20 protein-coding genes are annotated in these 15130 nt (G+C 67.3%); 12 read left to right on the top strand and 8 right to left on the bottom strand.

Going from position 1 to position 15130, the window contains the following annotated elements:
• The 5 genes from VKA86_00100 to VKA86_00080 form a co-directional block, all read left to right on the top strand.
• Positions 1-844 (top strand): trypsin-like peptidase domain-containing protein (locus VKA86_00100; protein ID HKK69586.1); only part of this gene is annotated, 844 nt, incomplete at its 5' end.
• A gap of 50 nt (positions 845-894) precedes the next feature.
• On the top strand, positions 895-1515 hold the full coding sequence (locus tag VKA86_00095) for a hypothetical protein (protein ID HKK69585.1): 621 nt from the start codon (positions 895-897) through the stop codon (positions 1513-1515).
• 116 nt (positions 1516-1631) lie between these two features.
• Positions 1632-2108: a DUF4920 domain-containing protein gene (locus VKA86_00090; GenBank protein ID HKK69584.1), complete on the top strand. Its 477-nt coding sequence runs from the start codon at positions 1632-1634 to the stop codon at positions 2106-2108.
• Between the two features lie 15 nt (positions 2109-2123).
• The gene (locus VKA86_00085; protein HKK69583.1) at positions 2124-2693 is read left to right on the top strand and encodes a PepSY-associated TM helix domain-containing protein; all 570 of its coding nucleotides are present in this window, start codon (positions 2124-2126) and stop codon (positions 2691-2693) included.
• Positions 2694-2951: 258 nt separating this feature from the next.
• The gene (locus tag VKA86_00080; protein HKK69582.1) at positions 2952-3404 is read left to right on the top strand and encodes a hypothetical protein; all 453 of its coding nucleotides are present in this window, start codon (positions 2952-2954) and stop codon (positions 3402-3404) included.
• A 126-nt stretch (positions 3405-3530) separates the two neighbouring features.
• Here the strand turns inward: VKA86_00080 and VKA86_00075 are convergent, their stop codons facing one another.
• The 3 genes from VKA86_00075 to VKA86_00065 form a co-directional block, all read right to left on the bottom strand.
• The gene (locus VKA86_00075; protein ID HKK69581.1) at positions 3531-4145 is read right to left on the bottom strand and encodes a hypothetical protein; all 615 of its coding nucleotides are present in this window, start codon (positions 4143-4145) and stop codon (positions 3531-3533) included.
• A gap of 176 nt (positions 4146-4321) precedes the next feature.
• Positions 4322-4540, bottom strand: a complete 219-nt coding sequence (locus VKA86_00070; protein ID HKK69580.1) for a hypothetical protein — start codon at positions 4538-4540, stop codon at positions 4322-4324.
• Positions 4541-5540: 1000 nt separating this feature from the next.
• Positions 5541-5711 carry a hypothetical protein gene (locus tag VKA86_00065; protein HKK69579.1) on the bottom strand — a complete coding sequence of 57 codons (171 nt, stop codon included), beginning with the start codon at positions 5709-5711 and terminating at the stop codon, positions 5541-5543.
• 292 nt (positions 5712-6003) lie between these two features.
• On the opposite strand from VKA86_00065, the gene VKA86_00060 reads away from it, so the two are divergent.
• From VKA86_00060 to VKA86_00050, 3 genes are read left to right on the top strand one after another with little or no spacing between them, the layout of a single operon-like run.
• The gene (locus VKA86_00060) at positions 6004-6402 is read left to right on the top strand and encodes a hypothetical protein (GenBank protein HKK69578.1); all 399 of its coding nucleotides are present in this window, start codon (positions 6004-6006) and stop codon (positions 6400-6402) included.
• A gap of 4 nt (positions 6403-6406) precedes the next feature.
• Positions 6407-6631, top strand: a complete 225-nt coding sequence (locus VKA86_00055; GenBank protein ID HKK69577.1) for a helix-turn-helix transcriptional regulator — start codon at positions 6407-6409, stop codon at positions 6629-6631.
• The gene (locus VKA86_00050; protein ID HKK69576.1) at positions 6628-7764 is read left to right on the top strand and encodes an alpha/beta hydrolase; all 1137 of its coding nucleotides are present in this window, start codon (positions 6628-6630) and stop codon (positions 7762-7764) included. The genes VKA86_00055 and VKA86_00050 overlap by 4 nt, the downstream gene beginning before the upstream one ends.
• Before the next feature lie 397 nt (positions 7765-8161).
• Here VKA86_00050 and VKA86_00045 read toward each other — a convergent pair whose 3' ends face one another.
• From VKA86_00045 to VKA86_00035, 3 genes are read right to left on the bottom strand one after another with little or no spacing between them, the layout of a single operon-like run.
• Positions 8162-9316: an alpha/beta hydrolase-fold protein gene (locus VKA86_00045; protein HKK69575.1), complete on the bottom strand. Its 1155-nt coding sequence runs from the start codon at positions 9314-9316 to the stop codon at positions 8162-8164.
• 28 nt (positions 9317-9344) lie between these two features.
• Positions 9345-9554 (bottom strand): helix-turn-helix transcriptional regulator, encoded by a 210-nt coding sequence (locus VKA86_00040; protein HKK69574.1) that lies wholly within the window; start codon positions 9552-9554, stop codon positions 9345-9347.
• On the bottom strand, positions 9547-10017 hold the full coding sequence (locus VKA86_00035; GenBank protein ID HKK69573.1) for a hypothetical protein: 471 nt from the start codon (positions 10015-10017) through the stop codon (positions 9547-9549). The genes VKA86_00040 and VKA86_00035 overlap by 8 nt, the downstream gene beginning before the upstream one ends.
• A gap of 183 nt (positions 10018-10200) precedes the next feature.
• On the opposite strand from VKA86_00035, the gene VKA86_00030 reads away from it, so the two are divergent.
• The 4 genes from VKA86_00030 to VKA86_00015 all read left to right on the top strand — a co-directional run bounded on the left by VKA86_00030 (position 10201) and on the right by VKA86_00015 (position 13934).
• Positions 10201-10455, top strand: a complete 255-nt coding sequence (locus VKA86_00030) for a hypothetical protein (protein HKK69572.1) — start codon at positions 10201-10203, stop codon at positions 10453-10455.
• A 51-nt stretch (positions 10456-10506) separates the two neighbouring features.
• Complete coding sequence (locus VKA86_00025; protein HKK69571.1) at positions 10507-12951, top strand: FlgD immunoglobulin-like domain containing protein; 2445 nt, start codon at positions 10507-10509, stop codon at positions 12949-12951.
• Between the two features lie 105 nt (positions 12952-13056).
• Complete coding sequence (locus VKA86_00020) at positions 13057-13290, top strand: hypothetical protein (protein ID HKK69570.1); 234 nt, start codon at positions 13057-13059, stop codon at positions 13288-13290.
• Positions 13287-13934 (top strand): tetratricopeptide repeat protein, encoded by a 648-nt coding sequence (locus VKA86_00015; GenBank protein HKK69569.1) that lies wholly within the window; start codon positions 13287-13289, stop codon positions 13932-13934. The genes VKA86_00020 and VKA86_00015 overlap by 4 nt, the downstream gene beginning before the upstream one ends.
• Here the strand turns inward: VKA86_00015 and VKA86_00010 are convergent.
• Together VKA86_00010 and VKA86_00005 are read right to left on the bottom strand one after the other, a co-directional pair.
• Positions 13870-14367, bottom strand: a complete 498-nt coding sequence (locus VKA86_00010) for a DinB family protein (GenBank protein ID HKK69568.1) — start codon at positions 14365-14367, stop codon at positions 13870-13872. The genes VKA86_00015 and VKA86_00010 overlap by 65 nt on opposite strands.
• Before the next feature lie 124 nt (positions 14368-14491).
• On the bottom strand, positions 14492-15130 hold a 639-nt coding region (locus VKA86_00005), incomplete at its 5' end, for a hypothetical protein (GenBank protein HKK69567.1).

Below are 15130 nucleotides of genomic sequence, written 5' to 3'. Positions count from 1 at the left end.
CCTGGTCGATCACCGCGGCTACGTGCTCACCGCCTATCACGTGGTGGCGGGCAGCGAGCGCCTGAACGTCACCCTGAGCACCGGCGACACCTTCGCCGCGTCGGTGATCGGCATCAGCCCCGAGTACGACCTGGCCATGGTCCGGATCCAGGGCGAGGTCAGCGGACTGCCGACGTCCACCTTCGGCGACAGCGATACCCTGCGCAACGGCGAGTGGGTCATCGCGATCGGCTCGCCCTTCGGTCATCTGATCAGCGACAACAACCCCACCGTGACCGTCGGCGTGGTCAGCGCCGTGCACCGCGACGTGCGCGTGGGAGCGGAGGGACGCACGGTCTTCGACATGATCCAGACCGACGCCGCGATCAATCCCGGCAACAGCGGCGGCCCGCTGGTGAACGCCCACGGCGAGGTGGTCGGCATCAACACGGCCGTGATCTCGGACGCGTCGGGCAAGTCCACCGGACTGGGCTTCGCCGTTCCGATCAACCGCGCGCGCTGGGTCATGGAGGAGCTGCGCGAGTACGGCCGGGTGCGGCCGCACACCATGGGCATCAACGGCTACCTGATCACTGACCATGCGCGCGAGCAGATGCTGTTGAACGACCGTGTGCCCGACGGCTGGCTGGTCGAGAGCATCGTGCAGGGATCGCCGGGAGCGGAGACGGGCATCATGCCGCGCGACGTGATCACCCACGTCGACGGCACACCGCTCACCGACGCCAGCGACCATGCGCGGCTGTTCTACGAGGCCCGTGTGGGGCAGACGGTCGAACTGCGGGTGTGGCGCGACGGAGAGACCTTCGACGTCGACGTCACGCTGGCCGAACGGACCGGTTCTTGAAAGGTCCGCGGCCGGGTGCGTCCTCGTCGTCGTTCCGGAGGAGTCGTCGCATGCGCATCGTTCTTCTGATGGTCTCGATCGCCCTGTTCGCGGGTTGTTCTTCCGGACCGCGGTTGCAGCTCGATCCGTCGCGGGCCGAGTTCCCCTTCGGCGGCTCGATCCGGGTCGACGGCGGGATCGGCGCCGAGGAGTGGGCACAGGCCCGTCGCATTCCCGTGGATCTGCCGAGCGGGCGTCGTGTCGAGATCCTGCTGCAACGCGATCGCCGGCACTTCCAGTTCGCCTTCGTGGGTCTCGACGAGCCGGCGCCGGGCGAGGTCCGGCCCGAGATCCTGCTCGACCTCTGGGCGAACGGGTCGAGTACCTGGGACCAGAACGACTGGTGGATCCGCATCGGCCAGGAGGACTGCTGGGCCCGCGGCGGATGGGGCGAGGGCGACTGCCGGCGCGTGCAGCCCGGCCTGGAGGCCAACAACTTCCCATTGGTGGGCGACCAGGCCGTCGAGGTCCGCGTGGAGTTCCAGGCGATCGGTTTCGAGGAGACCTACGACGACGAGATCGGCCTGGCCTTCCGCTTCGTCGACGGGAACGGGCTCGAGGTCGCGCAGTGGCCGCTGCGGGCCGAGGTCGACGACCCGTCCACCTGGGCACCGATCTCGTTGAACCACTAGCGGTTACGCTTTCTCCCGTGCCGATCCGGGATCACGCTTTCCCGTCTGGTCGTCGCGGCGCGGGCCCTCTACCGTCACGGGATCGCATCGTATCCCACTCGACGGGAGGTCCCGCCGTGATTCGTGCCCTGATGATCTGCCTGCTCTGCGTGAGCGCCGCGGCCGTGGCCGGCGACGCCGTGACCACCTACGGCGAAGAGCTGAGCGAAACCGAGATCGTGCCCATCTCCGCGCTCTACGAGTCGCCCGACGACTACTTCGGCAAGACGGTCAAGGTCGAGGGTCGCGTGGTCGGCGTCTGCGCCAAGCGCGGCTGCTGGATCGAACTGGCCGGCGACGAGGAGTTCCAGTCGATGCGGATCAAGGTCACCGACGGCGTGATCGTCTTCCCCGTCGAGTGCAAGGGCCAGGTCGCCGTGGCCGAGGGCGTGTTCACGAAGATCGACATTCCCGCCGCGGCCGATCCCAACCACAAGTGCGACGGCGAGCACGGGGAGGGCGAGGAGGCCCACTCCTCGTGCCAGCCGAAGACGGCCTTCCAGATCATGGGCACCGGCGCGGAGATGCGCCCGGCCCAGGCCGACGCCCGCTGATCCCCCCGCAGGGTCTTGGGCAAGGAGAAGCGCCGCTCCTGGCGCACCTGGAACAACCGGCTCCACCGCGACGTCGGTTACGTGGCGGTGGGGCTCACGGTGATCTACGCGATCAGCGGCATCGCCGTGAACCACATCGAGGACTGGAATCCGAACTACTCGTTCGAGATCGAGGAGCGGCGCTTCGCCGCCTTCGAGCCCACCGATCGTGACCAGACGGTCTCGACCCTCGTCGACGTCCTCGACCTGCCGGAACCGATCGACGCCTTCCGCCGCACGCCCGCGGACGTCGAGCTCTTCTACGAGGGCTGGTCGGTGCAGGCGAACGTGCGCGAGGGGCAGGCGACGATCGAGCGCCCCGTGGCGCGGCCGATCCTCTTCGAGTTCAACGAACTGCACCTGAACCGCGTGAAGGGCGCGTGGACCTGGATCGCCGACGCCTACGCCGTCGCCCTGCTGTTCATGGCCACCAGCGGCATGTTCGTGCTGCGCGGCCGCACCGGCCTCGCCGGTCGGGGGAAGTGGCTGGTGGGGGTGGGGATCCTGATCCCGGTGGTGGCGTTGGTGATGGCTGGGGCCATGTAGCAGGGCGCCGACCGTCCTCCCGTTCGTCCTTCACCCGCTGCGGCTCCCGGACGAGGGGCATCCCCGCGATCGCACTTTCCCTGACGAGTTGCGCAACCCGTTTCTGCGGCTTGTATTGCTGGGCACGTCCCGACCTCGTCGCAGGCCCAGTCCGGGGTCGTCAGCGCCGGTTTCGAGATCGGGACGTCCGGTTCGTCCTATGCCTCCTTCGGCGGGACGAGCTTCATCAAGGCCCGCGGACAGACCTTCACCGCCACGGTGAGCGGCCAGCTGATGTCGGTGGCGCTGCGCACCGGGCTGAGCCAGGCGTCGGACAGCACCGTGCGGATCAGCGTGCACTCGCTCGACGAGAGCGGCCTGCCCGAGCAACCACCGCTGGGATCGGCGGACTTCTCGGCCGACCTGCTTCCGATCGAGCCGGTCGAGGACGTCGTGGTCTTCGACATGCAGCCCACCACGGCCCAGCTGACCGCCGGCGTCGAGTACGCGATCACCATGGTGATCGATCCGATCGATCCCGCGCCGGCGCCGTTCTACCTGAACGGTCGGGGCACGAACTCGCCGGACTACGAGGGCGGCGCCGGCCTTCAGACCTTCGACGGAGTGGACTGGGAGCTTCGACCGAACGGCGACCACCACTTCGAGGTGCGCGTCGACGACACGGTGAGCCACGAACACCAGAGCTTCGGACGGACGAAGGCGGAGTTCTGATCCGGGCGCTCCGTGTCGCCGGGCAGGGGAGGCTCGCCGGCCCGGACGACGAAGCGCACGGCGACGAACGAGGCCCCGCCAGCCGGCGGGGCCTCGTGTGCACGTGGCGATGCGTGACGCGCCGGGTCAGCGGTAGAGGCTCTTCACTGCGCTGAAGCTCGAGGCCTCGTTGTCCACCACCTCGAAGGCGAATCCGAAGGTCAGCGCTTGCCGCGAGCCGCTGTTCGCGTTGTTGGAGATCTGGCTCAACGTGCTGACCGGACCGGAGAACCGCAGGATCCCGTCGTGGAAGCTGTTCGTGGGTAGCTGCAGTTCGTTGCCCGACACGGTCGCGGCGCCCAGGCCGGCCACGATGGTGAACGGCTGATCGAACTCGTACCGGAACGTCGGCGGAGCACCCGGATTCGGGCCACGCCAGAACTTGCAGTACAGCAGGAGGTCGGTCACCGGCGAGCTGAACGTCGCGGTCCAGTTCTGGTCGAAGCTGTAGTCCACGCCTTCCTGATCTGCCAGGAGGGGGAACGGATCGTACTCCGGACCGCTGAGGTCGAAGGCGTCGATGAAGGGGTCGCTACCCGCGACGCCGATGTTGGTGACTTCGACGGTGGTCCCGTCCAGGTTGCCCTGGGCCGTGGTGGCGGTGACGCTCTGCCAGTCGGTGCCCACGACGATCGCCTGGGCGAGCGCCGTTCCCGGAAGGAGCATCGCGAGGAACAGGGCCATGGTCGTACGAAGCAGCATGATGCCATCCTTTGCATGACGATGTGAACGTCGGGCGCAGTGTCGCGAACTCAGAATGATTCTTGCAAATCGTTCCGATCGGGGCAATCGCCGGATTTGCGCCCGCGTTGGCGGATGGATGTGCTGCGAGCGGGGGGTGTTGCCGCAGCGGAGTCCCGGACCGCTCACGGGTCGCGTCATCGACCGTTCGGATCCAGGTGCCCGAAACGACTCCGAACCCGACGGAGCCAGTCGCCGACGGTCTCCACGAAGACCGGCAACACGGTCATGCCGCCCACCGCCGCGTAGAGCGCCAGCACCGGCATGCCGAGTCCTCCGTGTTCCTCGAGCAGCTCCGCCGGATCGAGGAAGGACTCCGACGAGACGGCGGCCGGTCCGAACGCACTCTCCGCCACGACGCCCGTCCAGCCGAGTTCGTCGCGGATCTCGGGAAGGGCGTCGAGCCGCCGGGGCGCACGGCCGGATGCTCGCGGAGCATCGCCAGGGCATCGGTCACGATCGCTGCGCGCTGCGCCAGGAGCCGGCTGCGACCGAGCACGCCGGTGGACGATCCCGACCCCGGCTTGTCGTAGAGGACGACGGCGAAGCCGGCGTCCAGGAAGGAATGCAGGATCCGCGAGCGTTCGATGTGGCGGGTGCGGTCGGTGGGACCGCTGCCCCAGACGTAGACGATGGTCGGGTGGGGCCCGGAACCGGGGGGAGTCAGGAGGTCGCCGACGAGCGTGAAGTCTCCACTCTCGAAGCGGATCTTCTCGGTCGCGGTCGGCGGCGAGGCGTGCGCGGGGTCCTGTGCGTGTGATGCCCTGACGAGGACCGACACGATGACCGTGAGGATACGCATGGGGGCTCCCGAGCAGTGGCTTCCGGAACGACGGGTCGAAGGACGCCGGCACTACGGCGGCTCGACGGAGTGCGTTTCGGGCTTCCGGGGCGTGAGCCCTCGGAAGGTCGTGCGCGGGAAGAGCGGCGTGATGCTGTGTGATCGTCGGCCGGGATCCGACGCGCAGGCCGTGCAATGGCGACGTGTGGGATTGACATCGTCCTCCACGGAAGGCTTTCAGTGCACCTACCCGGACACCCTGGCCCACCTCACCCCGCGCGCCAACGTGCGGAGGGAAGTTGGCGGCGGAACTGCCGCGTGGGTCGGGAGGCGTCAGCAGACGACCCGCTCCGAACTCGAGAGCGAAGCCGGTTCCAGAGATCGCGGAACCCACGACGCTCCGCATGATCGGTCACGAAGTCGAGGTCGATCTGATCGCCGAGTGATCGCAACATGCTCCGAATGTCACTCTCGTGGCGCTCGCCACCCCCATCGACCCGCCGGGCCAACTTGCGGACGACGACGTACTCCGGCGGCGCGAGCCACGTCGAGAGTGAAGGAGCCAGAACGATGCGTCAGCGGTGCTCCATGGCCCAGACATGGAGAGGATCGCTGCCGAGCACGTACACTCCGGCACCGACTCCCGTCTCGTGGTGCAGCAGGTTGAAGTGACCGCCCCGTTGGTGGCCGAGCTTCTCGCGCAGTGTCGTCTCGGGCGGTACGTAGAACTCCGCGGCGGGGAACACGCGACCGAGGTCCCCGGAGCACGTCGGGCCTCGGGGGTGAGATCGCGCGGGCTCATGGCGAATTCCGGGGATTCGAATGCTTTCGAGAGGCTCCACGAGATGCTGACGATTCGTCCACGGGCTGGGTTCTCTGCACGGATCCGCGTCTCCGATCCGGGCTCGAACGCCTCCCCTTGCGCCAGAAAGTAACCCGTACTACTCTTTCTTGTGTAGCCTAGGTTACATTTCAGCGAACGAGGAGGTCTCCATGGAACCCAGAAGTGTTGATGTCCTGGACAGGTCGAGGCGCCGGATGCTGTTGGGGTTCGCGATCGCCTTCATGGTCTGGCAGGTCCCTACCGTGCTCGACGAAGTCCTCACCGGCCGGATACCGAACCAATACGGAACATACCTGACGATCCTTGCAGCGGCAGCCGGGGTCGTCTGGCTCGTGTTCGCGATCAGCTACCTCCGGACTGCACGCGCGATCGCGCGGGATCCGAACGCGGCCGCGGCGCTCGACGACGAGCGGCTGCGAGACAACCGCAGTCGAAGCTATGCAGTCGGCTTCTGGACACTCGGAGGGCTTCTGATCATGACACGACTGCTCTCCATGGTCTGGGACGTGTCAGTGTCTGCGGTGTCGCAAGTCGGGCTCATGTTGGCCGTTGTTGTACCGATCGTGACGTTCCTGCTCCTCGAGCGGGAGTAGACCGATGCCGGATGCCTTCCCGCTGCGTAACCGCTTGAAGGCACTGCGCGCCGAAAAAAACTGGACTCAGGCTGACCTTGCAGAACAGGTCGGTGTCACCCGAAAAACCATCAACACGGTCGAAAGGGGAGTCTTCACTCCCTCGACGTTGCTTGCGCTCAAGCTGGCGCACGCCTTCGAGACAACGGTGGAGGAGATTTTCTGGATCGACGAGGAGCGTTCGACATGAAGTCTATTCGCACCCGGCCACGCGCGGCCGCTCTGCACTGCTTCTACTTCGGAGCGCTGGTGATCGCCAGCGCCACCCTTCCGGTCGGTGCACTGGCCCAGATGCCGGAGTCTTCCGTCGTGGAAGAGGGAATGATCGTCGACGTAGCCCAACGCGGCATCCAGCTGAGCGGCACGCTGACGCTGCCGACAACGGGGCCGGGTCCCTTCCCGACCGCGTTGCTCATCACGGGCAGCGGACCGCAGGATCGCGACGAGACCGTAGCTGGCATGAAACCGTTCCGACTGCTCGCGCAATTGCTCGCTGCGTCCGGCATCGCGACGCTACGGCTGGACGATCCTGGCGTGGGAGACTCGACGGGTGACCCCATGGAGTCGACGATCGCGAATAGGGTGATCGACATGCAGGCGTCCCTGCGCGAGCTCGGCGGCCACTCCGCGGTCGATGCATCGCGCATCGGTGTGATCGGGCATTCGGAGGGCGCGCTCGTGGGCGCGGTCCTCGGCAGCGATCCTTCGGCGGTGTCCTTCGTGGTGATGCTCGCCGGTCCGGCCATCCCGATCGCCGAATTGATCGAGGACCAGGCTGCGGGAATCCTTCGGATGGATGGTGCGGGGGAGGAGCAGATCGCGAGCCAGCGCCGGATCCAGCGGATGACGTACGAAGCCGTGCGAACCGGAGAGGGGTGGACGGAAGTGAGCATGGCGGTTGAACAGCAAGTACGAGCGGCAGTCGAAGCGCTTGCACCCGAACAGCGCGCCGGGATCTCCGACGTCGAGGCTTTCGTGGCGACGCAGGTCACGCAACAGCTCTCCGCTGCGCAGACGGCGTGGTACCGGTCGCTCCTGGTGTACGAGCCGGAGCCGGACATCTCCGAGATCGAGGCTCCGGTTCTTGCGCTATACGGCGGCAAGGACGTCCAAGTGCCGCCGGACCGGAATGCGTCCGTGATGGAGCGTATATTGTCGGATGCCGGGCACGCGGATTTTCGGGTCATGACGCTCCCGGACGCCAACCATCTCTTCCAGTTTGCGGAAACCGGGCATCCGGTAGAGTACGCGACGCTCGAGCCAGCCTTCCTGCCAGCCCTGGCCGAAGAACTCGTGCCCTGGCTGCAGGGCCGCGTGAGGTGACCCCAGCGATGGATTCACTCGTGTTTGCAGCGGACCAGCTTCGCACGTCGCTGGAGCGGAAACTGCTACGAAATCAGGGCAACGGTCCGATTGCGGATAAGTGAATCAGTCCCCACCAACCGCCCCGGCCGGCCGTGACGGCGCTGGATCCACGCATGTCGACGCTCCCCGACGAAGCCCCGGGTCTCCCGCACACCGCCGCCGAGGACGGTCGGGAGCTCCCCGGGCTCGCGGTTCGACTTCCGCGGCGGAAGCGGCCGGACTTCCAGCCGCGGAAGTGGGAAGGCTTCCGGCGCGGAACATCCCCAGACATCCCCAGGTGTCACCCGACCGGCGTGCACACCGCTCGCGACGCGTCGGCCCGTGCTCATGTCACGCGCGCCGTCCCGGATCTGGATCATCCCCCCCGCAACTGTCGCAGCACGCGCTGCATGTTCTCGTGCAGCGGCTTCAGCGAAGGATCGGGCTCCGATTCGTAGAGCTCGATCGCCTTCTCGATGGCGGCGATTCCCTCCGTACCCCGACCCCCTGACGCCAGAGCCACGCCGCGTAGGAAGTGCGCCACCGGTGACGAGGGGTGGTGCTCTACGTAGAGTGCCCCGGCCCGGGCCGCTCCTGCCACGTCCCGCGAATTCAGCAGGCCTTGAGTCGCCTGCTGGAACGCGCCCTCGCTGTAACGCACGGGATACCCGAACTCCTGATCGAGTTCGGTGAGGTGTCGGGCGAGAGCGTCCGCACCGCCGCCGGACAGGACCGCATCGGGAAGCGGCCACCGGTCGTGGAAGAACCAGACCAGACCGTCGTGCAGGCCCACCAGTCGTGTCGACATGTGGCGGGCGCCGGCCTCGCGGGTCGTGCGGAACGTCAGACCTTCGGTCTCCACGCCTTCCAGAGCCGCGCCCAGCGTCTGGAAGCCGGCCGCCAGTTCGGGCTCGTCTCCCAGGTTGGCGAAGTAGAACACGCCCTGGGAGTCGGTTCGGCGCAACCCTTTCTCGAGCTCCGCCACGACGGGCGCGGCGGTCGCTTCGTCGAGGTAGGGGCTCTGGGCCAGGTAGGCGCGGAAGAGAGCGGGCCGTCGGCTCAGCGCGTGGGTCACGAGCACGCCGCCGTAGGAGTGACCGGAGATCAAGCGAAGCGGCGCGGCCGCGTAGTGCTTTTCGACGAAGGGCAGGAGCTCGTCCTGCAGGAAGTCGAGGAACTGATCGGCGCCGGGCGAGCCCTCCTGGTTGCTCGGAAGGTAGTCGCGGGCGCGGGTGGCTCCGGCGTGGACACCCACCACGATCATTTCGGGGGCCATCATGCTCTCGGAGAGGAAGTCGGCCACCGCGACGGCGTGGTCGAGATTCGATTCCCCGTCGAGTACGTACAGAACCGGATGGTCGTGGGTCGTGTCGTCCTCGTAGGACGACGGAAGGTCGACGGTGATGGCTCGTTCCTGCTCGGGGTCACCGGAGCGGATCACGTGCTGGATCCGGCCGTCGTCGGACGCGAGAACCGGGTTCGCCAAGAGAAGGCCGGCCAGCCCGGCCGCCAGGATGCCTGGGGTCTTCATGGTGTTCTGCTTTCGTGGGCGTGGGGAATCAGTCCTCGATCGAGAAGAGTTCCTCGACCGTGGTGTCGAACTCGCGTGCGATGAGGAGCGCGATGATGGTGGAGGGAACGAAGCGCCCGACCTCGATCGTACTGATCGTCTTCCGGGAGACGCCGATCCGTCGGGCCAGGTCGGTCTGACTCCACCGCTTCTCGGCCCGGAAGACGCGGATGCGGTTGTGGAGCTGGACCTCACGCATCGTCGTCTTCCGGGAAGCCGTCCTCGTCCGTCGAGCGGTTGAGGACGAAGAAGACGACGCCCTGGACCAGCAGCATCACGGCGAGCACGGTCTGCAGGAAGAACTCGGTGGGCAGGCTGGAGTCGTCCACGAAGACCTTGAGGAAGGCGAGCACGAGGAAGGTCGCGGTCCAGGAAGCCACGTGGGCTCGGGTCACGGTGCCGGCCACGAAACCGTCCCCCGTGAGGTAGGGAGCCGAGCGCCCCTGGAGCATGCGTGCCTTCCACGTCATGGCCCAGAGGATGAGCAGGACGCCGATCACGGTGGCGCCGACCTCGAGCCATCGGAGCGGTTCGGCCAGGTCCAGGAGATGTCCGGCCGCGCCGGCCGCGTAACCCAGGCCGATGGCCAGGAATGCCGCCGAGATCAGCGAGCGGTGCCGGTCGCCGATTTCGGCCGGGGTGGGAAGTGCACGGGTGTTCAAGGGGCCTCCTTCGAGGGCCGGGGGAGGGCCACGGACCGACCACGGCCACGAACCTTCGGGTATCGTTCTGATACCTTCAAGTATCATTATAGCACCGGAAGGTGGCGTGTCAAGGGACCGCGCGAGGCGCAGGGCGTCGGCCCCGGACGGATGGAACCCGGCGTCGGCGACGAGTGCGGGGACGTGCGCTTCCGACTCCGCGCCTGGAGCCACAGACGACCCGGCGAGATCGGCATCGTCTTCTACGACGTGTCCGATGCTCCATTCGCCCTGGTGTCGGGTGAACCTTCCGACTTCACGGCGTCCGTGCTGCCGGGTCGGGAAGACGCACTGGTCCTGAGCGCTGCCGCGGACCAGACCGGTTCCGTTGCCACCTTCCCGGCGCAGCTCGCGGGCGAACGCGCCTTGGTTTCGTCACTCCGCGCGCTCCTGTGCTAGTGTCTCCCACCCTCGTGGTCGATTTCGTTGCCACCAGCCGTTGGAGTGTCGATGCCTCGCCGGTTCTTCGTGTTGTGCGCCTTCACCGTACTTCTCTCGATTCCGGATCCGGCCGTGGCGCAGGAATGCCTCGAGCCCCCCGATGCCTCTCGATGGCAGGGAACCCTGCCGGCGGCGGAAACGATCGGGGACGTGGAGTTCGTGGGGAACTTGGCGTACGGGATCGCGGCGGACGGTCTGCACGTCTACGACGTCGTCGATCCGACGCGGCCTGTCTGGGTGACGTCGGATTCGACGATCGGCACCCCGGGAGGCCGGATCGCACGTTCGGGTGACTTCCTCTACGTGGGCGGTGACAGCGTCGCCGTCCAGATCGTCGACGTGTCGACGCCCTCGACTCCCGAGGCGCGTGCCCGTCGTGGCGGGGGCGGCGTACGGGATCTCGCGGTGGTCGACGGCGTCGCGTTCCTCGTGCAAGAGAATTTCGTGGGCCTGGTCCAGTTCGACGTCTCGGACCCCGATGCGCTTCCGGCGCCTCTGGGCGGCACACTCTCCGGAGAGCGCTTCGACCGGGTGTGGGCGCAGGGCGCTCACCTCCTCGCGATGTCGTCGGCGGAGAACGAGATCTCGTCCCTGATACCGGGCGCCGAGATCCGCTCCGACATCGTTCCTGTCGCCATCGCTTCCAGTGGGATGGGACTGAAGGTCGACGACCGAATCTACGTATTCGGCAACGGCGGCGTCACCACGGTCGATGTCTCCGATCCGACCAGCATGTCGGTCCTGCACTCGGAGCTGCCGATCCCCTTGGGCTCCCTCGAGGCCGGAGTGGGCAACCGTGTGTACGGATACGGCATCTCGTTCGGTCCGTGGGTCGGTTTCGACCTTACGGACCCTTCGTCGTCCGTTCCGCTCGCCCCGATCCCCGTGCTCGGGGGCTTCGGATCCGGGGTCGGGATCATCGGAGAGACGTTGTACGTCTCCGGGGGAGCCGGTCTTTCCCAGTACGATCTGGGAGACACGACGATCGATCCGAGTGCGGGCCGGATCGATCTGGATCTCCGGGATTCTCCTTCCTTGGCCGTGGATGCCGGCCTCGCCGTGATCGGTGACGGCGGCCTGCGGTGGATCGACGTGTCCGACGTGGCGTCGCCCGTCGACCTGGGGACGACGGACCTGGGTGCTCTCTCGTTCTACGCGGTCGAGGTCGACGGTTCGTACGTCTACGCCGCGCGTGGCGATTCCTTCGTGGTGTACGACGCGACGGACCCGGCGCAACCAGCGCTCGTCCGGACGGTGGCGTATCCGCAAGGGCGATCCGGTCGCGCGATGACGATCGCGAACGACCTGCTCTTCGCCGTCTCGTACGGGGATTCGTCGGCGATCACGGCGTTCGACCTGACCGACCCCTCGGCACCCACCCCACGGGGCACGCTGGTGATCGACGGCATCATCAACTCCGTGGCCGCCGACGCGAAGCTCGTCGCCTACCGCAAGGGCCTCGGGGCCTACGGCGTCGTGGACTTCGGTGATCCGGACGGACCGGTCGGTCTGACCGAACCAGGCTTCGGTCTGGCCAGCGTCGACGTGGCAATCGAAGGAGAACTGGTGCTCATCGGCGACCGGAGCTCGGCGAGTCTCGTGGACGTCACGGTTCCCGGCGCCCCGGTCCTGGTGGCCGACCTTCCGCTACCGGCCTTCGGATCCGGCCAATCGGTGGGGAGCGTGGCACTGAGCAATGGCTTGGCCTACGTCAACTCGGTCGAGGGGCTGATACTCTTCGACGTGTCCGACCCCGCCATCCCCGTGCTCGTGGGTCTCTGGGAGGTCTCCCGCGGCGAATTGGCGTTGACTCCGAACGGAGTCTTCGTCGCCGGCGCCGATGGATTCGAGATCGTTCGTCGTCCCTGCGACGACGGCTCCACGGTCTCGACGCTGGTGACTTCGGTGTCGACCTCGATCGGTCGGAATTCCGTGTCGCTCGAATGGTCGCTCGTCGGCCTGCTCGGCGACGTCGAGTTCCGCGTGACCGCGGTTCGCGACGACGAGGTCTGGAACGTTCCGTTGCGAACGAGTGCTCGTGGACGCGTCGTCGCGGTCGACGTTTCGCCCCGTCTCCGCGACGGTGGTGTGGTTCGCTACGAGCTCGCCATGCGACGCGGCCCGTCGGACTGGCTGATGATCGATCAGGTCGACGTGGTCCCGACGGGCGCACGGATCCGCTCCGTGCTCGATCCGGCGACGCCGAATCCCTTCAATCCGCGGACGCGCTTGCGATTCGAGATCGCCGTGGCCGGCGAGGTCGAACTCGCCATCTTCGACACGGCAGGGAGACGCGTACGCACGCTGCTGTCAGGAGTGCGTGGCGTCGGCTCGACGGAGATCGTGTGGGACGGCACGGACGACGGGGGACGGCTGGTGGCCTCGGGAACCTATGTGGCGCGCCTGCGCACCCTCGACGGAACTCGGAGCCAGAAGCTCACGCTCGTTCGGTGATGGTGGCGTGGCGGACCTTCGCACTCCCGCACCGGGTGGGCTTCTAACGGGGGGGCGTCGACCAAACCTCTGGGCTCTTCGCGCCCGGCGCGATAGGATCCAGGGATGAACGACGATCGTCCCCTGCATTCCTCCGGCGAGAACCCGGAGCCGTCGCACCGCGCCGGCCCCAGCGCCCGTGAAGGTGCTCGGCTCGGCCCGTACGTGCTCCGCCATCGGATCGGGACCGGGGGCATGGGCGAGGTCTGGAGGGCCGACCAGGAGGCCCCGATCCGGCGAACCGTTGCGCTCGAACTGATCAAGGCGCGGATGGACTCGCGCGAAGTGCTCGTGCGTTGACACGAGAGCTCGGCGCGAGCGCCACGAAGATCATCCAGTCTCGTCGCACCGATACCCGACGTCTCTCGGGCCAGATCCGCGGCGACCTGGACTGGATCGTGATGCGGGCGCTCGAGAAGGATCGCAATCGCCGCTACGCTTCGCCGGCGGAACTCGCACAGGACATCCAACGCGACCTCGACGACCAACCCCGGCTGGCGGTGTACATGAACGACGCTGCCCAGTACCGCAATGAGAGCGGCGACTACGAGGGTGCACTCGCAGACTTCGATCGCGCCCTGCAGCCCTACGAGCAGCACTTCGGAACCGAACACCCCGACGTGCTCGCCGTGCTGCGCAACGAAGGGCTCGCCCTTCGTGCTCTCGAACGCTCCGACGAAGGGCTCGTCCTCTTCGACCAGGCCCTCGAGATCGCCGGTCGCATGTACGAACCGGACGATCCGAGAACGGCACTGGCGCACGGCGATCGCGGCGTCACGCTCATGGCCCTGGGGCGCTACGACGAGGCGCGTGCGGCTCTGCTCCGCGCCTTCGACGTGTTCCTCGAGAAATCCGGTGTCGACCGACAGCCCAGACGGCCTAGACCCACATCCTGTCGACACCGGCTGCGCGCCGCGCGTCGGCGAGTTGGCCGCGGTGCATGAGCCAGTGGTCGGCGACGTACTGCACGCAGAGCCGCACGGTGCCGAAGGTCGACTCCCATCCCTGCGGTACGTTCGCGCTCGAAACGTCGAGATCGTCCTCGGTGAGCGATTCGACGTGGCTCGCCGTCCACGTCCGCATGTCTCGGCACGTGGCGAGGATCTCGTCGAACGGCGGATAGCAGTCGCGATCGGCGTGTGGCTCCTCTCCGTCGAAGATCGGCTCCCAGGCGGCGAGTGGATTCTCCTCGCCGAGCATGAAGCGCCGGATCACCAGTGCTTCGATGTAGGCCAGATGACCGAGCACCCAGAGAGTGTGGCCGCCCCCGCGCGCTGTCGGCGCCACCATGCAGTGATCGCGCATGTCCTCGATGCGAGCGAGCGTGCGCGTGGTGCTGTTGCCAAGGTTCAGGCTTAGCAGGGCGATGGACTGCATGGAGATCCGTGCTCCTTGGAACTCGGGCGCCATGGACGGGGACCCGCGGAGGATCGACGACCGTGCCCCTTCCGGGCCGGTGACACCTGGGGATGTTCCGACCCGGAAGCCCATCACGATTTCCCTACCCACCCTTCCTCTTCGCGCGCAGCAGCATACCGACCGCGAAGAGCACGATCCCGACGAACGCGACCAGCGGGCCCAGCAGGAAGCTCGCGAAACCGCCCGCCGTGAGTCCGCCCAGGCCGGTGGGTACGCGGTCGAAGACGGTCATGCGGGCGGCGGCCAGTGGCCGTTCCTGCTCGTCGTGCGCGGCGACCTCCAGCAATGCGACGTGATCACCGCCGGCGGTGGTGACGAAGGGCTCGGTCGCGCGGCTCGTCGTGATCCGGTCGGGCGTGTCGTCCCGCGATGGGTGGTCGGCGGCGGACAGGACGGTCGATCCCGACAACGACCCCGCGCCCCGCGTGAGCTCGGTACCGTCGGGACCCTCGACCCGGTAATTCGCGGGCAGCGAGGACTGCAGGATGGCGGCCGACGAATCGGCGCGGGCCAGATCGTCCTCGGTGATCACCGTCTCGGCGGTGAACTCCACCCGCACCGAGGCGCCCTCTTCCACGGTGAAGACGCCGAACCACGCGTCGGCCCCGCGCTCGAGTTCGGTGACGGCGATCGAGCGCTGCTCCTGCAGACGGCCGATCGCCGTTCCGAACAGGCCACAGCTCGCCAGGGAGAGGACGAAGCCGAGCAGGGTGACTCCACA

This window comes from Candidatus Krumholzibacteriia bacterium (assembly GCA_035268685.1).
Taxonomy (GTDB): domain Bacteria; phylum Krumholzibacteriota; class Krumholzibacteriia; order JAJRXK01; family JAJRXK01; genus JAJRXK01.
The sequence above is the reverse complement of the archived record's forward strand: the minus strand, read 5'-3'. Positions and strand labels throughout refer to the sequence as shown.

Excerpts from the sequence above, each read along its gene's own strand:
- VKA86_00045 (HKK69575.1), bottom strand. The coding sequence starts at position 9,316 with ATGAAGACCCCAGGCATCCTGGCGGCCGGGCTGGCCGGCCTTCTCTTG.
- VKA86_00095 (HKK69585.1), top strand. The coding sequence starts at position 895 with ATGCGCATCGTTCTTCTGATGGTCTCGATCGCCCTGTTCGCGGGTTGT.
- VKA86_00075 (HKK69581.1), bottom strand. The coding sequence starts at position 4,145 with ATGCTGCTTCGTACGACCATGGCCCTGTTCCTCGCGATGCTCCTTCCG.
- VKA86_00040 (HKK69574.1), bottom strand. The coding sequence starts at position 9,554 with ATGCGTGAGGTCCAGCTCCACAACCGCATCCGCGTCTTCCGGGCCGAG.
- VKA86_00050 (HKK69576.1), top strand. The coding sequence starts at position 6,628 with ATGAAGTCTATTCGCACCCGGCCACGCGCGGCCGCTCTGCACTGCTTC.
- VKA86_00060 (HKK69578.1), top strand. The coding sequence starts at position 6,004 with ATGCTGTTGGGGTTCGCGATCGCCTTCATGGTCTGGCAGGTCCCTACC.
- VKA86_00055 (HKK69577.1), top strand. The coding sequence starts at position 6,407 with ATGCCGGATGCCTTCCCGCTGCGTAACCGCTTGAAGGCACTGCGCGCC.
- VKA86_00010 (HKK69568.1), bottom strand. The coding sequence starts at position 14,367 with ATGCAGTCCATCGCCCTGCTAAGCCTGAACCTTGGCAACAGCACCACG.
- VKA86_00020 (HKK69570.1), top strand. The coding sequence starts at position 13,057 with ATGAACGACGATCGTCCCCTGCATTCCTCCGGCGAGAACCCGGAGCCG.
- VKA86_00025 (HKK69571.1), top strand. The coding sequence starts at position 10,507 with ATGCCTCGCCGGTTCTTCGTGTTGTGCGCCTTCACCGTACTTCTCTCG.